This is a genomic window from Streptomyces sp. NPDC093221 (assembly GCF_044753885.1).
Lineage (GTDB): Bacteria > Actinomycetota > Actinomycetes > Streptomycetales > Streptomycetaceae > Actinacidiphila.
Map to the genome: position 1 here is coordinate 966,201 of NZ_JBIVOA010000002.1, position 18,541 is coordinate 984,741.

At 72.5% G+C, this 18,541-nt stretch carries 18 protein-coding genes; 9 read left to right on the forward strand and 9 right to left on the reverse strand.

Going from position 1 to position 18,541, the window contains the following annotated elements:
- Positions 1-253 precede the first annotated feature (253 nt).
- Complete coding sequence (locus ACIQCJ_RS10220; protein WP_391163313.1) at positions 254-1,714, reverse strand: glycosyltransferase; 1,461 nt, start codon at positions 1,712-1,714, stop codon at positions 254-256.
- A 300-nt stretch (positions 1,715-2,014) separates the two neighbouring features.
- Entirely contained in the window at positions 2,015-3,184 is a 1,170-nt protein-coding gene (locus ACIQCJ_RS10225; protein WP_402711285.1) for an MFS transporter, read from the reverse strand.
- Between the two features lie 194 nt (positions 3,185-3,378).
- Here ACIQCJ_RS10225 and ACIQCJ_RS10230 point away from each other — a divergent pair, with 194 nt between their 5' ends.
- Complete coding sequence (locus tag ACIQCJ_RS10230) at positions 3,379-3,834, forward strand: winged helix-turn-helix transcriptional regulator (RefSeq protein ID WP_402711148.1); 456 nt, start codon at positions 3,379-3,381, stop codon at positions 3,832-3,834.
- A 99-nt stretch (positions 3,835-3,933) separates the two neighbouring features.
- Here ACIQCJ_RS10230 and ACIQCJ_RS10235 read toward each other — a convergent pair whose 3' ends face one another.
- The 4 genes from ACIQCJ_RS10235 to ACIQCJ_RS10250 all read right to left on the reverse strand — a co-directional run bounded on the left by ACIQCJ_RS10235 (position 3,934) and on the right by ACIQCJ_RS10250 (position 9,008).
- Complete coding sequence (locus tag ACIQCJ_RS10235) at positions 3,934-5,085, reverse strand: hypothetical protein (RefSeq protein WP_402711149.1); 1,152 nt, start codon at positions 5,083-5,085, stop codon at positions 3,934-3,936.
- Between the two features lie 102 nt (positions 5,086-5,187).
- Entirely contained in the window at positions 5,188-6,129 is a 942-nt protein-coding gene (locus ACIQCJ_RS10240; RefSeq protein ID WP_355336885.1) for an N-acetylneuraminate synthase family protein, read from the reverse strand.
- A gap of 88 nt (positions 6,130-6,217) precedes the next feature.
- The gene (locus ACIQCJ_RS10245) at positions 6,218-7,564 is read right to left on the reverse strand and encodes a cytidylyltransferase domain-containing protein (protein WP_402711150.1); all 1,347 of its coding nucleotides are present in this window, start codon (positions 7,562-7,564) and stop codon (positions 6,218-6,220) included.
- A 145-nt stretch (positions 7,565-7,709) separates the two neighbouring features.
- Positions 7,710-9,008: a DUF6716 putative glycosyltransferase gene (locus ACIQCJ_RS10250; protein ID WP_391163316.1), complete on the reverse strand. Its 1,299-nt coding sequence runs from the start codon at positions 9,006-9,008 to the stop codon at positions 7,710-7,712.
- A gap of 223 nt (positions 9,009-9,231) precedes the next feature.
- On the opposite strand from ACIQCJ_RS10250, the gene ACIQCJ_RS10255 reads away from it, so the two are divergent.
- From ACIQCJ_RS10255 to ACIQCJ_RS10265, 3 genes are all read left to right on the forward strand, one after another.
- A complete protein-coding gene (locus ACIQCJ_RS10255; protein WP_355336882.1) occupies positions 9,232-10,350 on the forward strand; it encodes a glycosyltransferase family 2 protein in 1,119 nt (372 codons plus the stop codon).
- On the forward strand, positions 10,350-11,717 hold the full coding sequence (locus ACIQCJ_RS10260; RefSeq protein WP_355336881.1) for an alpha-2,8-polysialyltransferase family protein: 1,368 nt from the start codon (positions 10,350-10,352) through the stop codon (positions 11,715-11,717). The genes ACIQCJ_RS10255 and ACIQCJ_RS10260 overlap by 1 nt, the downstream gene beginning before the upstream one ends.
- A gap of 115 nt (positions 11,718-11,832) precedes the next feature.
- On the forward strand, positions 11,833-11,997 hold the full coding sequence (locus tag ACIQCJ_RS10265) for an SCO1431 family membrane protein (RefSeq protein WP_355336880.1): 165 nt from the start codon (positions 11,833-11,835) through the stop codon (positions 11,995-11,997).
- Positions 11,998-12,045: 48 nt separating this feature from the next.
- Here ACIQCJ_RS10265 and ACIQCJ_RS10270 read toward each other — a convergent pair whose 3' ends face one another.
- Together ACIQCJ_RS10270 and ACIQCJ_RS10275 are read right to left on the reverse strand one after the other, a co-directional pair.
- Positions 12,046-13,626: a methylmalonyl-CoA mutase family protein gene (locus ACIQCJ_RS10270; protein ID WP_355336879.1), complete on the reverse strand. Its 1,581-nt coding sequence runs from the start codon at positions 13,624-13,626 to the stop codon at positions 12,046-12,048.
- 148 nt (positions 13,627-13,774) lie between these two features.
- Positions 13,775-14,140 (reverse strand): hypothetical protein, encoded by a 366-nt coding sequence (locus ACIQCJ_RS10275; protein WP_355336878.1) that lies wholly within the window; start codon positions 14,138-14,140, stop codon positions 13,775-13,777.
- Here ACIQCJ_RS10275 and ACIQCJ_RS10280 point away from each other — a divergent pair.
- Positions 14,112-14,738, forward strand: coding sequence for a L,D-transpeptidase family protein (locus ACIQCJ_RS10280; protein ID WP_402711151.1), 627 nt, complete (start codon positions 14,112-14,114; stop codon positions 14,736-14,738). The genes ACIQCJ_RS10275 and ACIQCJ_RS10280 overlap by 29 nt on opposite strands.
- Before the next feature lie 272 nt (positions 14,739-15,010).
- Here the strand turns inward: ACIQCJ_RS10280 and ACIQCJ_RS10285 are convergent, their stop codons facing one another.
- Positions 15,011-15,631, reverse strand: coding sequence for an RNA polymerase sigma factor (locus ACIQCJ_RS10285; protein WP_317452472.1), 621 nt, complete (start codon positions 15,629-15,631; stop codon positions 15,011-15,013).
- Positions 15,632-15,815: 184 nt separating this feature from the next.
- Between ACIQCJ_RS10285 and ACIQCJ_RS10290 the strand changes: the two genes are divergently transcribed.
- From ACIQCJ_RS10290 to ACIQCJ_RS10305, 4 genes are all read left to right on the forward strand, one after another.
- Complete coding sequence (locus ACIQCJ_RS10290; RefSeq protein WP_355336876.1) at positions 15,816-16,616, forward strand: DUF4253 domain-containing protein; 801 nt, start codon at positions 15,816-15,818, stop codon at positions 16,614-16,616.
- Between the two features lie 241 nt (positions 16,617-16,857).
- Positions 16,858-17,541 (forward strand): 2-oxo-4-hydroxy-4-carboxy-5-ureidoimidazoline decarboxylase, encoded by a 684-nt coding sequence (locus ACIQCJ_RS10295; RefSeq protein WP_355336875.1) that lies wholly within the window; start codon positions 16,858-16,860, stop codon positions 17,539-17,541.
- A gap of 49 nt (positions 17,542-17,590) precedes the next feature.
- Positions 17,591-17,971, forward strand: coding sequence for a succinate dehydrogenase, cytochrome b556 subunit (sdhC, locus tag ACIQCJ_RS10300; protein WP_188279402.1), 381 nt, complete (start codon positions 17,591-17,593; stop codon positions 17,969-17,971).
- Between the two features lie 6 nt (positions 17,972-17,977).
- On the forward strand, positions 17,978-18,460 hold the full coding sequence (locus tag ACIQCJ_RS10305) for a succinate dehydrogenase hydrophobic membrane anchor subunit (RefSeq protein ID WP_355336874.1): 483 nt from the start codon (positions 17,978-17,980) through the stop codon (positions 18,458-18,460).
- Positions 18,461-18,541 lie beyond the last annotated feature (81 nt).

Genomic DNA, 18,541 nt, shown 5'->3' on the forward strand with positions numbered 1-18,541 from the left:
GGTAGGCGGTGTGGCGATCGCTGGGGTCGTTCGCGCTCACCGTCGCCACGCCCGCCCGCGTGTATCTCTACGAAGCGCGCGGCCTGAGTTGTGGTCCGCAGGAACTCGCGGAAAGCGAAGCGGACTTCGCGCTCGGGTGGTGGTCCATGGGAGAGGCTTTGCGCGCCGCCGGGGACGGTCGGTTTCTGTTGCCCGCGGGGCCGCTCGCGCTGTTGCTGGCGGACCGGGCGGGGGCTCAGGGGGCTCAGGGGGCTCAGGTGTCGGAGGGGCGGGGGCCCAGGAGGCGGGTGTAGAGGTCGAGGAGGGGGGCGGACTCGGTCTGCCAGGACCATTGGCGGAGGATGTCGGTGCGGTCGTATGCCTTGCGGTAGCGGCGCGGGTTGGTGAGGACGGCGCCGACCGCGCGGACGAAGTCGGCGGTGTCGCGGGCGCGGAAGACCTCGCCGTTGCCGAGTTCGAGGGTGGCGGCGGCCATGGCGCGGACGTCGCTGACGACCACGGGCAGCCGGGCGTGGGCGTATTCGAAGTAGCGGGTGGCCAGCACCGTTTGGTGGTGCGGGAGTTGATGGACGGGCAGGACGCCGATGTCGGCGGACGCGAGGAAGCGCGGGATCTCGGCGACGGGGACGTACGGGAGGACGTGCAGCCGTCCGTGGACCCCGAGTTGGGCGGCGCGCTCGCGCAGCTCGCGCAGGTGCGGGTGGCCGGGGTCGGGCACGACGAAGGCGGCGTGCAGGTCGTACAGCTTGGGCAGCGCCTCCACGACGGTGGCCGGGCCGCGGTCCGGGGTGACGGGTCCTGTGTGCACCAACAGCGGGATGTCGGGCGCCAGATGGCAGCGCGCCCTGATGCCCGCGGGGTGCGCGGCGACGGAGGCGGCGGCCAGCGGCGGGGCGTTGCGGACCACGGCGGGCGTGGCCGCCAGCCGGTGCCGTGCGCGCAACTCCCTTGCCAGGCCCTCGCCGACGGTGACGACGCCGTCGGCCTCGGGCGCGAAGGTCCGTTCGTACGCCTCGCCCGCCACGGCCGCGCGGCGGGAGGCGGCCGGGGTGCGCGGCGGCGCGTCCCACACGACCTCGATACGGTGCCCCGCCCCTTCGGCCCGCAGCGCCGCGCGGGTGGCGACGCCGAGCGCCCGGTGGCCGAGCGCGTGGATCAGATGCGGGCGGACGGCGTCCAGCACCGGGCCGTACGCGACCTCCTCGTCCAGCAGGCCGGGGTCGAGGCGGCGCCACGCGCGGCGGCCGAGCAGCAGCCGCAGCGTCTCGGTGACGAAGTTGTCCAGCCGGGCCGTCGGGCTTTTGCGGCGGCGGACCGCCGCCAGGTACTGCGCCGCGCGCAGCCGTGTCCATCCGGCCCGCAGTCCGTGCCGCAGCCACGCCAGCGCGTGGCCCGTGCGGGCCGCCGCCAGCAGCGGCAACGCCCGGTGCACGACGTCCAGTTCCGCGGTGCGGGTGACGAGCACCGCGCGCTCGGCCGTCACCAGTGCCGTGCGGTGGTCGTACGCCGCCGCGCTCCGGTACGCCAGCGGCCAGCGCAGCCCGGGTCTCGGCCGCCGCACCCGGTGCGCGCCGAGTACGCCGCGCACGGCGACCTTCCGTACGTCCACGCCCTTCGGCGTCACCGTCGCCGGTGCCCTGCCGATCAGCGTGACCCGATAGCCCGCCGCCCGCGCCGCGTCCGCCACCCTCAGGGCACGCGAGTCGCCGTCCAATCCACCGGGGTCGCCTCCGGCGAGGATCGCTACGTGGGCCGGGGCCCTTAAACCCTCCGTCATTCCCGAAGCCAACCTCACGGGGGTGATCATTTGGTTACGTCAGCCTTGACGTGAGGCGAACGAGGCTGAACCGCCGCCCCGTTGGCCCCGCCGGCCGGTGGTCCGACAACAGCCGAATCGCCCCGCTGGGGCCGGTGGTGACGTGCAGCCACGTCTCGGCCGCCCGCGCAGTTCCTCCCCCAGATACCGCTGGGAGGTGCCCCCAGCGCCCCAAAAAGATCGGCTCGCCCCACAGCGTCAGCGCGGTTCGCGGCGGCGCGGAGTTGTGGCCGCCCAGAGGAGGAGAGCGGCCAGGCTCAGGGCGGCGCCGAGGGCGCAGACGGCGGGCCAGCCCGCGGCGGCGTAGAGGGTGGTGGCGGCGAAGGCGCCGGAGGCGCTGCCGAGGGAGTAGAAGACCATGTAGCCGCCGATGAGGCGGCTGCCGGCTTCGGGGCGGAAGGCGTGGACGAGGGTCTGGTTGGTGACGTGGACGGCCTGTACGGCGAGGTCGAGGACGATGACGCCGACGGCGAGGGCCCAGAGGGACTGGCGGGTGAAGGCGAGGGGCAGCCAGGAGGCGGTGAGCAGGGTCAGGGCGATGCCGGTGGTGCGCTGGGACAGGCCGCGGTCGTTGAGGCGGCCGGCCGCGGTGGCTGCCAGGGCGCCGGCGGCCCCGGCCAGGCCGAAGGCGCCGATCGCGGTGTGGGACAAGGAGAGCGGGGGTTCGCTGAGCGGCAGCGCGACGCTGCTCCACAGGACGCTGAAGGCGGCGAAGACCAGGAGCGCGAGCAGGGCTCGTATCCGGAGCAGGCGTTCCCGCGCGAACAGCGTGACGGTGGAGCGCAGCAGCCGCCCGTATCCCCCGGACGTTCGCGGAGCGCCGGGACGGGACGGCAGCAGGCGGTGCAGGGCCAGGGCGAGCACGCAGGTCAGGACGGCGGAGGTGAGGTAGACCGAGCGCCAGCCCGCGAGGTCGGCCAGGACGCCGGAGGCGGTACGGGCGAGCAGGATGCCGGTGACCACGCCGCTGGTCACCAGGCCGACGACGCGCCCGCGTTCGCCGGGCGGAGCCAGCGACGCGGCGAAGGCGACGAGCGTCTGGGTGACGACCGCGAGCAGTCCCACGGCGGCGAGCCCCACGAGCAGGAGCGCCGCGTCGCCCGCGGTGCCGACCGCCGTCAACGCCCCTGCCAGGAGCAGGAGTTGTGCCACGACGAGGCGTCTGCCGTCGAGCAGGTCGCCGAGCGGTACGAGGAAGAAGAGGCCGAGGCCGTAACCGACCTGGGTCAGCGTCACGATCGCGCCGACCGTCGCCGTACCGATCGAGAAGTCGCGGCCCAGGGTGACCAGGAGGGGCTGCGCGAAGTAGACGTTGGCCACGGAGGTGCCGCAGGCGACCGCGAAGAGCAGGGTGATGCCTCGGGTCAGCGTGAATCCGGGTTTCGCCGCGCCGGGCCCCGCGCTCCGCGCCGTATCGACAGGAACGGCCTCGCCCACGACCTCGCACGCTCTTCCCACGCCACGCCCTCCCTCGCTGGTTTCATCTTGCTACCAGGTGGACCATAGGCCGATCCGGTAGCATGATGCAACCAGGATGGAACACGTCACAGAGGGAGGGCGACATGGTGGAGCGGACCCGCTTCGACGACAGCGACTGCCCCGTCGCGCGCTCGGTCGACACCATCGGGGACTGGTGGTCCCTGCTGATCGTGCGGGACGCCTTCGACGGCAGCCGCCGCTTCGGGGAGTTCCAGCGCGGTCTCGGCGTCGCAAAGAACATCCTCACCGCGCGCCTGCGCTCGCTGGTCGCCGCCGGGGTGCTCGACACCGTCCCCGCCTCGGACGGCAGCGCCTACCGCGAGTACGTACTGACGCCGAAAGGCAAGGATCTGTTCCCCGTCGTCGTCGCGCTGCGGCAGTGGGGCGAGCGCAATCTCTTCGCCCCCGACGAGCCGCACTCGGAGCTGACCGACCTCCGCCAGGGACGTCCCCTGCGCACGCTGGAGGTCCACGCCGCGGACGGGCGGCGGCTCGACGCCGACGACACCACCGTCACCAAAGTCACCAAGGTCCCCTGAGGCGGCGGGACTTGAGCCGGACCCGGGGCCCTGGGCCTCAGGCGGGACCCGGGACTTGAGCCCGACCCGGGGCCCTGGGGCTCAGGCGGGACCCGGGACTCAGGCCGGGCTCGGGGACTCGGCCCCGTTCAGGCCGTGCAGGTCACGGGCCGAGTGGTTGATGCCGGTCAGGAAGGTGTGGGCGCGCGGCGAGGCGGCGGCCGTCAGCCACTCCTGGTCGATGTCGATGACGACGATACGGACTCCCGTACCGCCGAGCGCGAGCGGCAGCGTGTGCACGACCGTGGAGGGGAAGGACAGGACGGTCCGGCCGATCGGGCCGCGGCGGGCGACGAGTTCGAGCGGGAGGTCGGGCCGGACGATCTCCAGGCCGGTCTCGGCGGCGAGCCGGTGGAGCTTGTCGACGGCCTCGCGGCGGTGGGCGAAGTACCGCTTGGCGCCGTGCCGTTCGGCGAGCGAGCGGACGACGGCGAGGTACCGCTCGGGGTCGACGACGCCGGTCTCGACGAGGGAGGTGCCGATCAGGTCGGTGCCCGCCAGCGTGCGCGGCGGCCCGAAGCGGCTGCGGGTCCAGGCGAAGCGGTTGGTGCGCAGCGCCATCCCCGGAGGCGGCGTCGCGGGCATCGCGCTGAAGAGTTCGACATGGCGCCGCTTGCCGGGCGTCAGGCGGCGGCGGGCCGCGGAGGAGAAGATCCCGAAGGCCGCGTCGACGGGCGAACGGCGCCGCCCCGAGCGGTGCCAGCGCACCAACCGGCCGCCTCTGGAGAGGATTTCGGTGAACTCCATGGTCGCGGTGCCGTCGTCCACGACGGTCAGCTCACGGGCGCGGCACAGCGGGAGCAGCACCTGGACGAGGCGTGAGAACGGGTCGCCGATCACGAGGTGCTCGACCCGGAAGAGCAGCGGCGCGAGCGAGACCGCCGTACGCAGGAGGCCGCCGCGGCTGCCGCGGGCCTCGAACCAGCGGACCACCGCGCCCTCGTCGCGGGCGAGTTCGGCCATGCGGCGCAGTTGGCCGCGGCTGGTGGGGTCGACCGGGGACAGGACGACGACGGTGAGCGGTCGCGCGACCGGTTCCGGTTCGGCGGGTACGGCCGGTTCACCGGTGGTGCGGGCGGCGGGGACGGTGGGCGGATGGATGTGCGCCCACTCCAGGACGTTGAGGAGCTGGACGGGTGACTCGACGAGCGCGACGGCGCCGATACCCGGTGCGGGCACCTGCCCGGCCGCGACTGCGGGCTTACCGGTCATGGCCGTTCCCCTTTTCCTCTGCGGTTGTGCGCGGGACCGGGAGACCCGAAGGTCCCGCGGTCCCGCCGGTCCTGGTCAGTGATCCCCGCCGCCCTTCCGGGGTCAGACGGCGGCGGGTGCCTCGACGCCCGCGGCCTCGGACTCGGCGACGACGCCCGCGACGCGGCGCAGCTTCTTCATCGGGCCGAGCTCGCCCTCGTAGACCTTCTTGACGCCGTCACCGAGGGAGGTCTCGATGATCCGGATGTCGCGCACCAGGCGCTCCAGGCCGGTCGACTCGACCGAGGCGGCCTGGTCGGAGCCCCACATGGCGCGGTCGAGGGTGATGTGCCGCTCGACGAAGACGGCGCCGAGCGCGACCGCGGCGAGCGTGGTCTGGAGGCCGACCTCGTGGCCGGAGTAGCCGACGGGCACGTTCGGGTACTCGGACTGGAGGGTGTTGATCATGCGCAGGTTCAGCTCTTCGTGCTTGGCCGGGTACGTCGACGTGGCGTGGCACAGCACGATGTTGTCGCTGCCGAGCACCTCGACCGCGTGCCGGATCTGCTTCGGCGTGGACATGCCGGTGGACAGGATCACGGTGCGGCCGGTGCCGCGCAGGGCGCGCAGCAGGTCGTCGTCGGTCAGGCAGGCGGAGGCCACCTTGTGGGCGGGCACGTCGAACTTCTCCAGGAAGGCGACGGACTCGACGTCCCACGGGGAGGCGAACCAGTCGATGCCGCGCTTGCGGCAGTACTCGTCGATCGACCGGTAGCCGGCCTCGTCGAACTCGACGCGGTGCCGGTAGTCGATGTACGTCATACGGCCCCAGGGGGTGTCGCGCTCGATCTCCCACTGGTCGCGCGGGGTGCAGATCTCCGGGGTGCGCTTCTGGAACTTGACCGCGTCGCAGCCCGCGGCGACGGCCGCGTCGATCAGTGCGAACGCGTTCTCCAGGTCGCCGTTGTGGTTGATGCCGATCTCGCCGGTGACGTAGACGGGCTGTCCGTTGCCGATGTGGCGGGAGCCGACGCGGCGGAGGTTTGCGGGGATGGATGTGGTCACGAGGGTGTTCCTTACGGGTTGGGACTGTCGGGGGGATGGATGTGTGCCGCCGGCGCGGCCGGGGTCGGCGGTCGCCGGCGGCTGCTTGTCAGCGGGCGAGAGTGGGGCCCAGCAGCCAGGCGGCGATCTCTCTGATCGCGCCGTGACCGCCCTGGGCGGTGGTGATGGCGCGGGCCGAGGCGCGCACCACGTCGTGGGCACCGGCGACGGCGACGGGCCAGCCGACCAGGCCGAAGCACGGCAGGTCGTTGACGTCGTTGCCCGCGTAGAGCACCCGCTCGGGCGCGATGCCGTTCTCCTCGCACCACTGCTTGAGGGCGAGGTCCTTGCGGTCGATGCCGTGCAGCACGGGGACCTTGAGCTTGCGGGCCCGTGCGGCGACGACCGGGTTGGTCTCGGTGGACAGGATGAGGACAGGCATTCCGGCGCGGCGCAGGGCCGCGACGCCGAGGCCGTCACCGCGGTGCACGGTGACCGACTCGTGCCCGTCGGCGTCGATCAGCACCCGGTCGTCGGTCTGGGTGCCGTCGAAGTCGAGGACGACCGCGTCGACGTCGCCCCAGCCGGGGGTCGTCGTGCGCGGGTCGAGCAGCGGGGCGAGGGCACGGGCCCGTTCGAGGTCGGCGGGTTCGTCGATCTCCAGCACGCGGGCCGGGTCGGTGCGCACCAGCGCGGTCCTGCCGAAGAAGCGGTGGTTCGCGGCGCGGAAGCCGTCGGCGCGCATCGCGTACGCGGTGCCGGTCTCCAGCAGGTCCTGCGGCCGGTCCTGGCGGCGCGGCCGGGTGGACTTGTCGTGGTTGACGCCGACGGCGCCCCCGGCGGCGGGCGCGGTGACGGCGGAGGCGGGCGCGGTGACGGCAGGTGCGGTGACGGCGGAGGCGGGCGCGGTGACGTCGGCCGTCCTGCCCGATGGGGCTTCCGCGGTCCCGTTCGCCGGCTCGTGCGACGTGTCGGCCGCCGCCGCGTCCCCGGCCTCGCGCCATATGAAGCCGTGGAAGGGGGCGACGGTGTGGGCGGTGTCCGCGCCGCCGTCCAGCACCGCGGCGGCGACGCCGTCGACCTCCTCCGCGGTGATGAACGGGCTGGTGCACTGGACGAGCAGGACGACGTCGGTGGCCGCGCCGCTCATCGCCTCGTGGGCGTCCATCGCGTGCAGCACCGCGGCCTCGCTGGTCGCGGTGTCGCCCGCGATCGCCGCCGGGCGCAGGACGACTTCGGCGCCCGCGGCGCGCGCGACCTCGGCGATGGAGGGGTCGTCGGTGGAGACGACGACCGCGGTCACCCGCCCGGCCTCGACGCAGGCCGCCACCGCCCGCGCCACCAGCGGCACCCCGCCCACCGGCGCCAGGTTCTTGCCGGGCACCCCCTTGGACCCCCCGCGCGCGGGGATGACGGCAAGGACGCTTCCGGCCGGGGTGGTGGATCGGTCGCTCATCGGGTGACTCCTGTCGTCTTTCGGGCCCGGCGGCCCCGGCGCCCCGCTCCCGCGAGGGGCTCTGTGCTTTCGCCGCGTATGCGGAGGACGGCCGCTCCAGGGGCGCGGGGAACCGCGCGCTCGGCCGGGAATCGCGTGCGGGCCGTCACAGCTGGCCCCAGCGGCGGATGGTGGGGGCGACGCGCTGGACGCCCTGGCGGTAGGCGGTGCGGGCGGAGTTGCGGACGAAGTCGCGGACCGCGCGGCGGACGGGGCCGGGGTCGCGCGGGGCGAGGCCGCCGACGGGTTCGCCCTTGGGGTCGAGGCCGTGGCGGGCGAGGACACCGGGGAGGTAACCGGGGGCGGTGCGCAGCGTGTAGTACGGCGTGATCCGCGGCAGTTCGGGTTCGGCGAGCAGTGCCTGGACGCGGGCGCGCAGGGCGGCGAAGGGCGCGAGGGCGGCGACGCCGTGGGCCGCGGTCCAGTCGGGGTGGGCGTGCGGCACGTGGCCGTCGTCCAGTTCGTCCCAGGAGGCGAAGCAGCCGGAGCCGAGGAAGTGGTGGTTGCCGAGCGATTCGCGGATGCCGAGGTCGGTGAGGATCGCGGTCGGGATGCCCCGGTGCAGCGATTCGAGCGCGGCGGTCGAACTGACCGTGACCAGCAGGTCCGTACGGTCCAGGACGTCGGCCATGTTGCCGTAGACCAACTGGAGGTTGTCCGGCGGATCGAGGGCGGCGACCAGCTTCTGGTACGGGTGTTCCTCGATGTGCGTGGTGTGCTCGCCGGGCTTGCTGCGCAGCTTGACCAGCACCTCGCGCTCGGTGTGCCGCCGCGCGTGGTCGACAGTGCGGCGCAGCAGGTGCGTCCGGTCGGCCCGGCCCTCGGGCGCGGACGGCTGCACGGCGAAGGTGACGGTGAACGGCCGCTGGTCGTCGGGCCGGTACGGCTCGCCGCCGAGGAACGGCAGCGCGGTCTCGACGATGCTCGTGGTGCGGTAGCCGACGCCTTCGTACACGTCCCTGAACCGCCGTGCGTCGTCGGCGCTGTTGGCGAGGACGACATCGGCCCCGGCGCGCAGCAGCAGACCGTCGGCGAGCTTCTCGTATACGACGCCGACGTATCCGGTGACGACCAGCGGTCGCTGCGGGCGGCCTTCCCAGGCGCGCGCGAAGCCGTGCAGGAGCGCCTGGACGGTGCCGCCGACGCAGGAGATGACGACCACGTCGCAGCTCTCCTCGTCGATGTCGGCCAGCATCTCGGCGGCGGTCGCCTCCTCCATGGAGTCGGCCGGAATACCGAGTTCCGCCAGTTGGCGGGGCGTGGGGGTGGCCCGGCCGCGCAGCAGCCGCGCGTCGAGTCGGGCCTCGGGGTCGATCCGGCGCGCGGTCAGCGCACCCCACTTCCACCGGGTGTCCGAGTCGGCGATCACAGTGACCCGCAATGGGCCGGGCTTACGTTTTGGCACGGCAAGACCTTAGGAAGCCGTTGAGTTCATCGTGCTAATTGGCGACCAACAGCAGGTAAACATAGAGCCGCCACTTAGCCGTCTGCCGTGGATAGGCCAGGAGCTCTCCGACCGGCAGAAGAGCCCGTGCGGGGCCTGCTTCATCGCTCCGACATCTGCCGTTTACCCAGATGTACGCTCGACGCAAAGCAAAAGGACAGGCAAACGCCCTAAGGTACGGCGGGTGGTCAAGCTCACCGTTATCGTGCCCTTTTTCAATGTGCAGCAATTCGTGCCCGACGCGCTGCGCAGTCTCCGTGCCAATGCACGCTCGGATTTCGAGTTCCTGCTGATGGACGACGGGTCGACCGACCGGACTCCGGAGCTTCTGGAGCAAGGGGTCGGCTCGCTGCCCGGCGCACGGATCATCCGGCGTGACCACACCGGGGTGGCGAGCCTGCGCAACGCGGGCATCGACGCGGCCAGGGGGACGTATCTGACGTTCCTCGACGGCGACGACTGGATGGCCCCGGGCTATCTGCCGCAACTGGTGCGGGCGATGGAGGAGTTGGACGTCGACTTCATCCGTACCGACCATGTGCAGTGCACCGGCAGCACCCGCAACATCATCCGGGCGCCGTACGGCCGCCGGGGTCAGCGGCTCGACCCGCGCGCGACGATCCTGCCCGCCGACCGCCCGACGCTGGTCGACTACCCGTACTCCTGGGCGGGCGCCTACCACCGGCGGATCGTGGACGAGGGGCTGCTGCACTTCCCCGAGCACCTGCGCACCGCCGAGGACCGGCCGTGGATCTGGCGGCTGCACCGCGAGGCGAAGTCCTGCGCGGTGCTGGGCCTGCTGGGCGTCTACTACCGGCGCGGCGTGGCCAGTTCGCTCACCCAGATCGGTGACATCCGGCAGCTCGACTTCGTTCGCTCCTTCGACCAGGTCATCGCGGAGATCACCGCGGACCGGGACGCGGAGCTGTTCCTGCCCAAGGCGGTCCGCACCTACTGCGCGATCATCGCCCACCACCTCGACAACATCGACCGCTTCGAGCCCGTGCTGGCCCGCAAGCTCAAGGCGATCAGCGCCGCCGCGCTGAACCGGCTGCCGCACGACGTGCTCACCGACGCGCTGGACTCGATGGACCTGGAGCGCAGTGTGAAGATCCGCCGCCTGCGCTGGCGGGTGCCGGTAAGGACCGACGGCCTGGACGCCGATCCTTACCCGGAGCTGTCGCCCGCCGCACGGCGCACCGCGGCCTCCGCCTCCCCGGCCGCCGGAGCGGGGGCGGGCGCCGCGAAGCCCGAGGACGACGACGATCCGGACGCCACGGACAACGGATCGGCGGTCGCGTGATGGCACGTACCACTCAGCTCTTCATGGCCTCCACGCTGTACGGCGCCGCCACGCTGGCCGCCGGCCTGGACTCCGGGTCGTTCCCGCCCGCCGACCGCCGCATCCTGGTGGTCAGCAACAACGCGTCGGTGCCCGAGACCAATCCGGGGCTCGACCAGGCGCCCGGCTTCGAGGTGCTGCGCGACCGCTTCGACCGCATCGTGTCGTGGAACGAGACGATCACCCCGCTGCACCCGGGCGGCTGGGTCCCGCGCCCGGACGACGTGCCGCTGTGGGAACGGCATCTGCGGATGCTGTGGAGCCTGGGCGACGACGCGGTGGAGCTGATCGTCGAGTCCCTCCAGGTCGCGCCCGCGCTCTCCTTCGTGCAGGTCTTCACCGGCGCCCCGATCAGCGTGTACGCGGACGGCCTGATGTCGTACGGCCCGACCCGCAACAAGCTGGGGCTGCTGGTCGACACCCGGATCGACCGGCTCTACCACCTGGACCTGGTGCCGGGGCTGCGCCCGCTGCTGCTCTCCGAGCACGGCGTGGAGCCGCAGGTGGTGCCGACCGAGGGCTTCACCAAGGTGCTCTCCGAGGTCGCGGAGGGCTCCGCCGACCTCGCCGAGGAGCATCTGGCGGACGTGCCGGAGGGCGCGGCGCTGCTGCTGGGCCAGTACCTGTCGGCGCTCGGCATCCTCTCCGTGGCCGAGGAGGAGGAGCTGCACCTGTCGATGGTGCGCGGCGCCGCCGCCCTCGGGCACCGCGCGATCGTCTTCAAGCCGCACCCCACGGCGCCCGCGCACTGGACGGAGCCGCTGCGCGCCGAGGCCGAGCGGCTGGGCGCGAGGCTGACGGTGCTCAACACGCCGGTGCTGGCCGAGGTGGTCTACCAGCGGGCCCGCCCCGCGCTGGTCGTCGGCTGCTTCTCCACCGCGCTGCTGACCGCGTCGGCGCTGTACGGCATCCCGGTGGCCCGTACCGGCACCAAGCTGCTGCTGGAGCGCCTGTCGCCGTACCAGAACAGCAACCGGGTGCCCGTGACGATCGTGCACGCGCTGCTGCCGGACCTGGCGGACGCCTCGGCCGTACGGTCCTGGTCGTCGCCGTCGCCCGAGCGGGTGGCGGCGGAGCTGACGCCGCTGCTGCACGCGGTGGGCTTCTGCATGCAGCCGAAGGCGTACCCGAAGCTGCGGGCCGGGGCGGAGGCGTATCTGACGGGTCATCTGAGCGCGGCGACCTGGCCGTACTTCAAGCGGCGGCGGCTGACCTCGCTCGGGCTGCCGGGCGCGGTACCGGCCCGGCTGGCGTTCGTGCCGCGCAATCGGACGGTCCGCAGGGTGGCCCGCAGGGCGCGCGCCCTGAAGAAGGCGACCATGGGGTGACATCCCTCACGATCGCCGCCGGTGGGGCATTCGCCCCTTTACCGGCGGCGTCGGACGGCGCATCGTGGAGGACTTCCGGGGGCCGCACCGGCCTGAGGGGCCGTACACCCACACGATGAGGACCGACACCGTGAGCGACTTCGCCGCACCCCGCCCGCACACCGAGCCCGGCACCGGCACGGGCGGGCCCAAGGACCGCAAGCACCTCATGGAGCAGGTGCTGGGCTGGACGCTCACCGTGCTGGTGGCGATGCTGATCACGCAGATCCACCTGCTCTGACGGCGCTCCCGGGGCCCGCGTGACGGTGTCACCGGGCCCGGGCGCGGATCAGAAGGCGTCCGTGGGGACGTACGTGCCCCAGATCTCCCGCAGCGCGTTGCAGACCTCCCCGACGGTGGCGCGGGCCCGCAGCGCCTCCTTCATCGGGTAGAGGACGTTGTCGGTGCCCTGCGCGGCCTTCTGCAGGGCCGCCAGCGCCGCGTCCACGGCGTCCTGGTCGCGGCCCGCGCGCAGGGCCGCCAGCCGGGCGGCCTGCTGGGCCTCGATGGCCGGGTCGACGCGCAGCGGCTCGTACGGCTCCTCCTCGTCGAGCTGGTAGCGGTTCACGCCGACCACCACGCGCTCGCCGGAGTCCGTCTGGAGCGCGATCCGGTACGCGCTGCGCTCGATCTCCGACTTCTGGAAACCGTTCTCGATCGCCGCGACCGCGCCGCCGAGGTCCTCGACCTTCGCCATCAGCGCCAGCGCGGCGGCCTCGACGTCGTCGGTCAGCTTCTCCACCACGTACGACCCGGCGAAGGGGTCGACGGTCGCGGTCACGTCCGTCTCGTACGCCAGCACCTGCTGGGTGCGCAGCGCGAGCCGGGCGGACTTGTCGGTGGGCAGCGCGATGGCCTCGTCGAAGGAGTTGGTGTGCAGCGACTGCGTGCCGCCCAGCACCGCCGCCAGGCCCTGGACGGCCACCCGTACGAGATTGACCTCGGGCTGCTGCGCGGTGAGCTGCACACCGGCGGTCTGGGTGTGGAAGCGCAGCATCAGCGACTTCGGGTTCTTCGCCCCGAACTCCTCGCGCATCACCCGCGCCCAGATGCGCCGCGCGGCCCGGAATTTCGCGACCTCTTCCAGGATCGTGGTGCGGGCGACGAAGAAGAACGACAGGCGGGGCGCGAAATCGTCCACGTCCATCCCGGCGGCGACGGCGGTGCGCACGTACTCGATGCCGTCGGCGAGGGTGAACGCGATCTCCTGCGCGGGCGAGGCACCGGCCTCCGCCATGTGATAGCCGGAGATCGAGATGGTGTTCCACTTCGGGATCTCGGTCCTGCAGTATCCGAAGATGTCCGCGATCAGCCGCAGGGACGGCTTGGGCGGGAAGATGTACGTGCCCCGCGCGATGTACTCCTTCAGCACGTCGTTCTGCACCGTGCCGGTCAGCGCGGACGCCTCGATGCCCTGTTCCTCGGCGACGAGCTGGTACATCAGCAGCAGGAGCGCGGCGGGCGCGTTGATCGTCATCGACGTCGACACGCGGTCCAGCGGGATGCCGTCGAAGAGGACCTTCATGTCCTCGACCGAGTCGATCGCCACACCGACCTTGCCGACCTCACCGTGCGCGATCACCGCGTCGGAGTCGTGGCCCATCTGGGTGGGCAGGTCGAAGGCGACCGACAGGCCCATCGTGCCGTTGGCGATCAGGCCCTTGTAGCGGGTGTTGGACTCCGCCGCCGTGCCGAAGCCCGCGTACTGCCGCATCGTCCAGGGACGGCCGGTGTACATCGACGGGTACACACCGCGGGTGAACGGGAACGCGCCCGGCTCCCCCAGCTCGGCCGCGGGATCCCAGCCCTCCAACACGCCCGGCCCGTAAACGGGCTCGATCGGCAGTCCCGACTCCGACTCGCGTGTCATCTTCACGCCTCCGTGTGCTGCTGAATGGCTGTGTGGCTGGCGTAACGGACTGTAGCGGCGGCCCTGCGTGCGGTGCACCGCGGCGGCCTGGGACCTTCCTCACAGTCTTCCCCGCGGTTCGCGCAACCGCACGGCCGGGAATCGATGTCTAGGGAAGAACAGGAAGTACGAGCGGGGGGACGCAGGGGATGAGGACGATGACGGGGACGGGCAGCAGATCGCCGCTGGCGGTGGCCGCGGCGGTCGTGACGGCGGCGCTCTCGACGGCCGTGCTGGCGGGCTGCGGACCGCAGGACACCGGGGCCTCGGGCAAGGACAGGCCGCCGGCCACCTCGGCCGCGCCGTCGCCGACCGCGACGACCGCGCAGCCGTCGTCGGAGCCGCCGGCCACCACCGCGCCCCCGACGACGTCGGCCGCGCCCACCACGACCGCACCGGCCTCGCCGACGGCTCCGGCCACGACCGCGCCGCCCGTCGTCCCCGCCGTGATCGCCACCGGCTCGACCAGCGCCAAGGTCCGCGAACTCCAGGCCAGGCTCGCCCAGCTCCACCTCTTCAGCCAGTCCCCCACCGGCTACTACGGCACCGTCACCCAGCACTCGGTGAGCGACTTCCAGGAGCGGCACGGCCTGGCCATCACCGGCCGCGTCACCCAGGACACCTGGACGAAGCTGCGCTCGCTGACCCACGCCCCGACCCACAAGGAGCTGTACCCGGTCGCGCCGCCCAAGCCCGCGGGCAAGCTCGACCCGCGCTGCATGACCGGCCGCGCCATGTGTGTGAGCAAGACCATTCGCACGCTGTCGTGGGTGGTCGACGGCAAGGTCAGGGCCACCATGGACGTCCGCTTCGGGTCGCAGTACACCCCGACGCGCGAGGGGCTCTTCCACGTCACCTTCAAGAGCCGCGACCACGTCTCGACGCTCTACAACACGGCGATGCCGTACGCGATGTTCTTCAGCGGCGGCCAGGCCGTGCACTACTCCTCGGACTTCGCGGCCCGCGGCTACGCGGGCGCCTCGCACGGCTGTGTGAACGTACGGGACAAGGCGGCGGTCTCCGCGCTGTTCGACCAGGTCAAGGTGGGTGACAAGGTCGTCGTCTACTGGTGACGCGGGCAGCGTCGATCCGTGTGGTGACGGGCGCGGCCGGGCAGGGGGAATGCGCCCGGCCGCGCCCTTTGCACGGACCCCGATACGGGGAGAACCGGGGTCCGCAGGACCGATGACCAGTCGGTCCACTTCCTACAGCGCACCGGCACGCGGAAGTGTCACCTGGCCGCACCCGCCCCGGCCGTCCCATGATTCGTCGGAGGGGTCGGCGGCCGGGGCCTCGGGCCCCGGAAGCGACCCGCGCGGCGCCGTATCGGGCCCCGCGGGTCGCGTCACAGGGCCTTGGAGGTCGAGAAGGTCACGCCGACGTGGTCGGCGTCGGCGCGCGGGTCGTCGTCGTGTTCGAGGAGTTCGGCCAGGCGGCGCAGGCCGCGGTGGGTGGCCATCCGGACGGACCCGGCGCGCTTGCCGAGGACGCGGGCGGCGCTGGTGGAGTCCAGGCCCATGACGACGCGGAGCAGGACGGCCTCGGCCTGCTCGCGCGGCAGGGCGGCTATCGCGGCCAGGGCGCGGTCGGTGGCGACGGCGTCCAGCGCCTCGCCCGCGGTGTCGGCCCGGTCGGGGAGCTGGACGAGTTCGTCGACCCCCGCGCCGGAGACGGGCCGCCGGGCGCGGGCACGGATGTGGTCGAGCGCGCGGTTGCGGGCTATGCGCGCCGCCCAGCCGCGCACCGAGTCGCCCGCGCCGCGGAAGTTGGGGAGGTCGCGGGCGATCTGCAACCAGGTCTCGGAGGCGACGTCCTCGGCGTCCACCGGTCCGACCAGGCTGCGGACGTATTGCAGCAACTGCGGTTGCACAGCGCGGTACACGACGCGGAACGCGGCTTCGTCCCCGCGCTGCGCCCCGGCTACCGCGGTCTCCAGGTCCACCTCTGGCCCCACCCCCTCGAACACTCGCCCCATCCTGCCTCATGTGGGAGCGCTGACACTTTTGAACCATGGGAGCGGTGACACTTTTGAACGGGGATACGCCGTACAAGACGGCGGCCGGGGACGCTCCTGTGGGGGGAGGCGGCCCCCGGCCGTCGTCAACTTCCCCACGCAGTCCCCTCATGAACGGTCGTTGAGGAGTCCTCCGATGTCATTGGACCGCCTCCTCGACGGGCTCCCGGGCGGACTGCCGCCGGGACGGCTGGTCCCCGGCTCCGCGCCGGGACTGTGGCTGAGCGACGAACCCGTGGTCGCACCGGGCCGGTTGTGGGCCCGCTACCAGGCGCAGCAGGAGGAGACCGGCTGGCGGCCGGTGCTGATGGCGTGGCCGTGCGCGAACGGCTTCGGGCACCGCGCGGCCGAGATCGACGCGGTGGACGCGGAGGCGTCGCTGCGCGAGTCGTGGGGGACGTACCAGGAGGCGCGGTCGCTGCTTCCGCCGCACCCGGCGATCGACGAGGTGTGGCCGGACGACGCGGCGGCGCTGCTGGCGGCCGATCCGGGGCCGCCGTTCACCGCCTTTCCCGGGCTCGCCGCCGCCTCGCCGCCGCATCCCGGCCCTTCGCCCGACGCGGTGGCGCGCGCGGCCGTCGGGCAGATGCTGCACTACTTCACGACCCGTTTCATCGCGCACATCGCGCTGGTCCGCGCCGAACGCAGCGCCGACATCCCGGCGCTGGCGGGCTGGGAGACCGAGGCGCCCGCGCTGGAGCTGTCGGCGCTGCTGCGTACGTGGGAGGACCGGTTCGGGGCGCGGGTGATCGGCTTCGAGGGCTCGTCGGTCTTCGTGTCGGTGGCCTCGCCGCCGCTGGCCTCCGCGCACGCCGGGCACGTCGCGCTCGAACACGTGCTGACCGGGGCGTCGAATCTGAACGACGGGACGTTTCCGTTCCCCGACTACGCCGAGGCGCTGCGCGGGGAGCGGCTGTGGTCGTTCTGGTGGGACTGAGCGGCGCCGGGCCGGGGCGGGCCGACGGGGGCGCGTCAACGGGGCTCACGTCAACGGAGGTCGCGTCAGCGGGAGCGTGTCAACGGGGGGCGCGTCAACGGAGGGCGCGCCGCCTCACGTACGAGTGAAGTTCAAGGTCCCGTCGGACATGTTCGAACCGGCTGCCCCTAAAGTGGGAGCACTCCCCCTGCCGTACCTTCCCTAGCCGAAGCCGTACCGAATCCGCACCTGTCGTACCGCCGTGCCGATTCCGTACCCCCGGTCCACCCGATCCAGGAGCCCAGCGCTGTCCAGCGACACCCCGCCCGAGGGGCTGTATCTGCTCAACCGGGCCCCCTCCCTGGTCGCGGAGGCGGCGCTGCGCACCTGCTGCGGCAGCCACCGCTGGGCCCGCCGGGTGGCCGCGCACCGGCCGTATCCGACGGTCGAGGCGCTGCTCGCCGCGGCCGACGAGGCGGCGTACGACCTGACGTCGGGCGATCTCGCCGAGGCGCTGGCGGGCGAGGCCACCACCGCGCTGCCCGACCGCGGCGGCCTGACCGTGCACACCGCGCTGCGGGCCGCGAACGCGGCGTACGAGGCGAAGTTCGGCCACGCCTTCGTGATCGCGCTGACCGACCTGGACGACCCCGACGACCCGGCCGCCGCCCTCGACCTGACGCTGGCGAGCCTGCGCCAGCGCCTGGGGCACGACGAGGACGAGGAGTCGGTGGCGACGGCCGAGCAGCTGCGCCGGATCTGCCGCGCGCGGCTGCTGCGACTCGCGGACACCGGTGGGCATCTGGCCGAGTCCGGCCCGCGAAAGACCCCCGCCGGTTCACCCGACCGTGCGGGATCGATCACACCTGGCCTACCCCGCGGTCCGGAGCCGACATCGCGTCGCTACGATGGCCGGGGCCGGTGGACCGTACCCGGCCGGGCGTGACCGACACCGAAGCCGGCACCCCTCGCCCCGCTCCCGGAGGGTTTTTTCCGTGCCGGCTGGAACGCTGTACCGCGGCCGGGAAGGCATGTGGTCCTGGGTGGCTCATCGAGTCACCGGTGTCCTCATCTTCTTCTTCCTGTTCGTCCATGTCCTCGACACCGCCCTGGTGCGGGTCTCCCCCGAGGATTACGACAAGGTCGTCGCGACCTACAAGACCCCCATCGTCAGCCTGCTGGAGTACGGCCTCGTGGCCGCGATCCTCTTCCACGCGCTGAACGGCCTGCGGATCATCGCGGTCGACTACTGGACCAAGGGCCCGCGTTACCAGAAGCAGATGCTGTGGACGGTGCTCGGCCTGTGGGCTCTCCTGATGGTCGGCGCGATCTACCCCGTCCTCGGCCACGCCGCACGAGTCCTGTTCGGGAGCTGACCGCACATGTCCACCGAAATCACTCCCGCGGACGCGGTCGAGCTGACCGGCTCCAGCGTCACGTACAGCCCGGACAACCCGGCCCCGGTCATCGAGCCGCCGCGCGCCCGCACCAAGCGGACCCCGCGCAGCTCCCGCACCAACTTCGAGCTGTACGGCTGGCTGTTCATGCGGCTGTCCGGTGTGGTGCTGGTCGTCCTGGTCCTCGGCCACCTGCTGATCCAGCTCGTGCTCGACGGCGGTGTCACCAAGGTCGGCTTCGCGTTCGTCGCGGGCCGCTGGGCCTCGCCGTTCTGGCAGGGCTGGGACCTGGTGATGCTCTGGCTGGCCATGCTGCACGGCGGCAACGGCCTGCGGACCGTCATCAACGACTACGCCGAGCGGCCGAACACCCGCATCTGGCTGAAGACGCTGCTGTTCACCGCGACGGCGTTCACCATCGTGCTCGGTTCGCTGGTGATCTTCACCTTCGACCCGAACATCCGCTAACGCGGCCGACACGGCCATCACCGCCAAGCCGCGAAGCCGCTGACGCCAAGCGCTGAGCCAGGGCTGGAACAGGGAAGCGAC

What these genes read in the sequence shown, in the direction of transcription:
- ACIQCJ_RS10230 (WP_402711148.1), top strand. Translation starts at nt 3,379, where the DNA reads ATGGTGGAGCGGACCCGCTTCGACGACAGCGACTGCCCCGTCGCGCGC.
- ACIQCJ_RS10265 (WP_355336880.1), top strand. Translation starts at nt 11,833, where the DNA reads ATGAGGACCGACACCGTGAGCGACTTCGCCGCACCCCGCCCGCACACC.
- ACIQCJ_RS10290 (WP_355336876.1), top strand. Translation starts at nt 15,816, where the DNA reads ATGTCATTGGACCGCCTCCTCGACGGGCTCCCGGGCGGACTGCCGCCG.
- ACIQCJ_RS10270 (WP_355336879.1), bottom strand. Translation starts at nt 13,626, where the DNA reads ATGACACGCGAGTCGGAGTCGGGACTGCCGATCGAGCCCGTTTACGGG.
- ACIQCJ_RS10260 (WP_355336881.1), top strand. Translation starts at nt 10,350, where the DNA reads ATGGCACGTACCACTCAGCTCTTCATGGCCTCCACGCTGTACGGCGCC.
- ACIQCJ_RS10245 (WP_402711150.1), bottom strand. Translation starts at nt 7,564, where the DNA reads ATGAGCGACCGATCCACCACCCCGGCCGGAAGCGTCCTTGCCGTCATC.
- ACIQCJ_RS10235 (WP_402711149.1), bottom strand. Translation starts at nt 5,085, where the DNA reads ATGACCGGTAAGCCCGCAGTCGCGGCCGGGCAGGTGCCCGCACCGGGT.
- ACIQCJ_RS10305 (WP_355336874.1), top strand. Translation starts at nt 17,978, where the DNA reads ATGTCCACCGAAATCACTCCCGCGGACGCGGTCGAGCTGACCGGCTCC.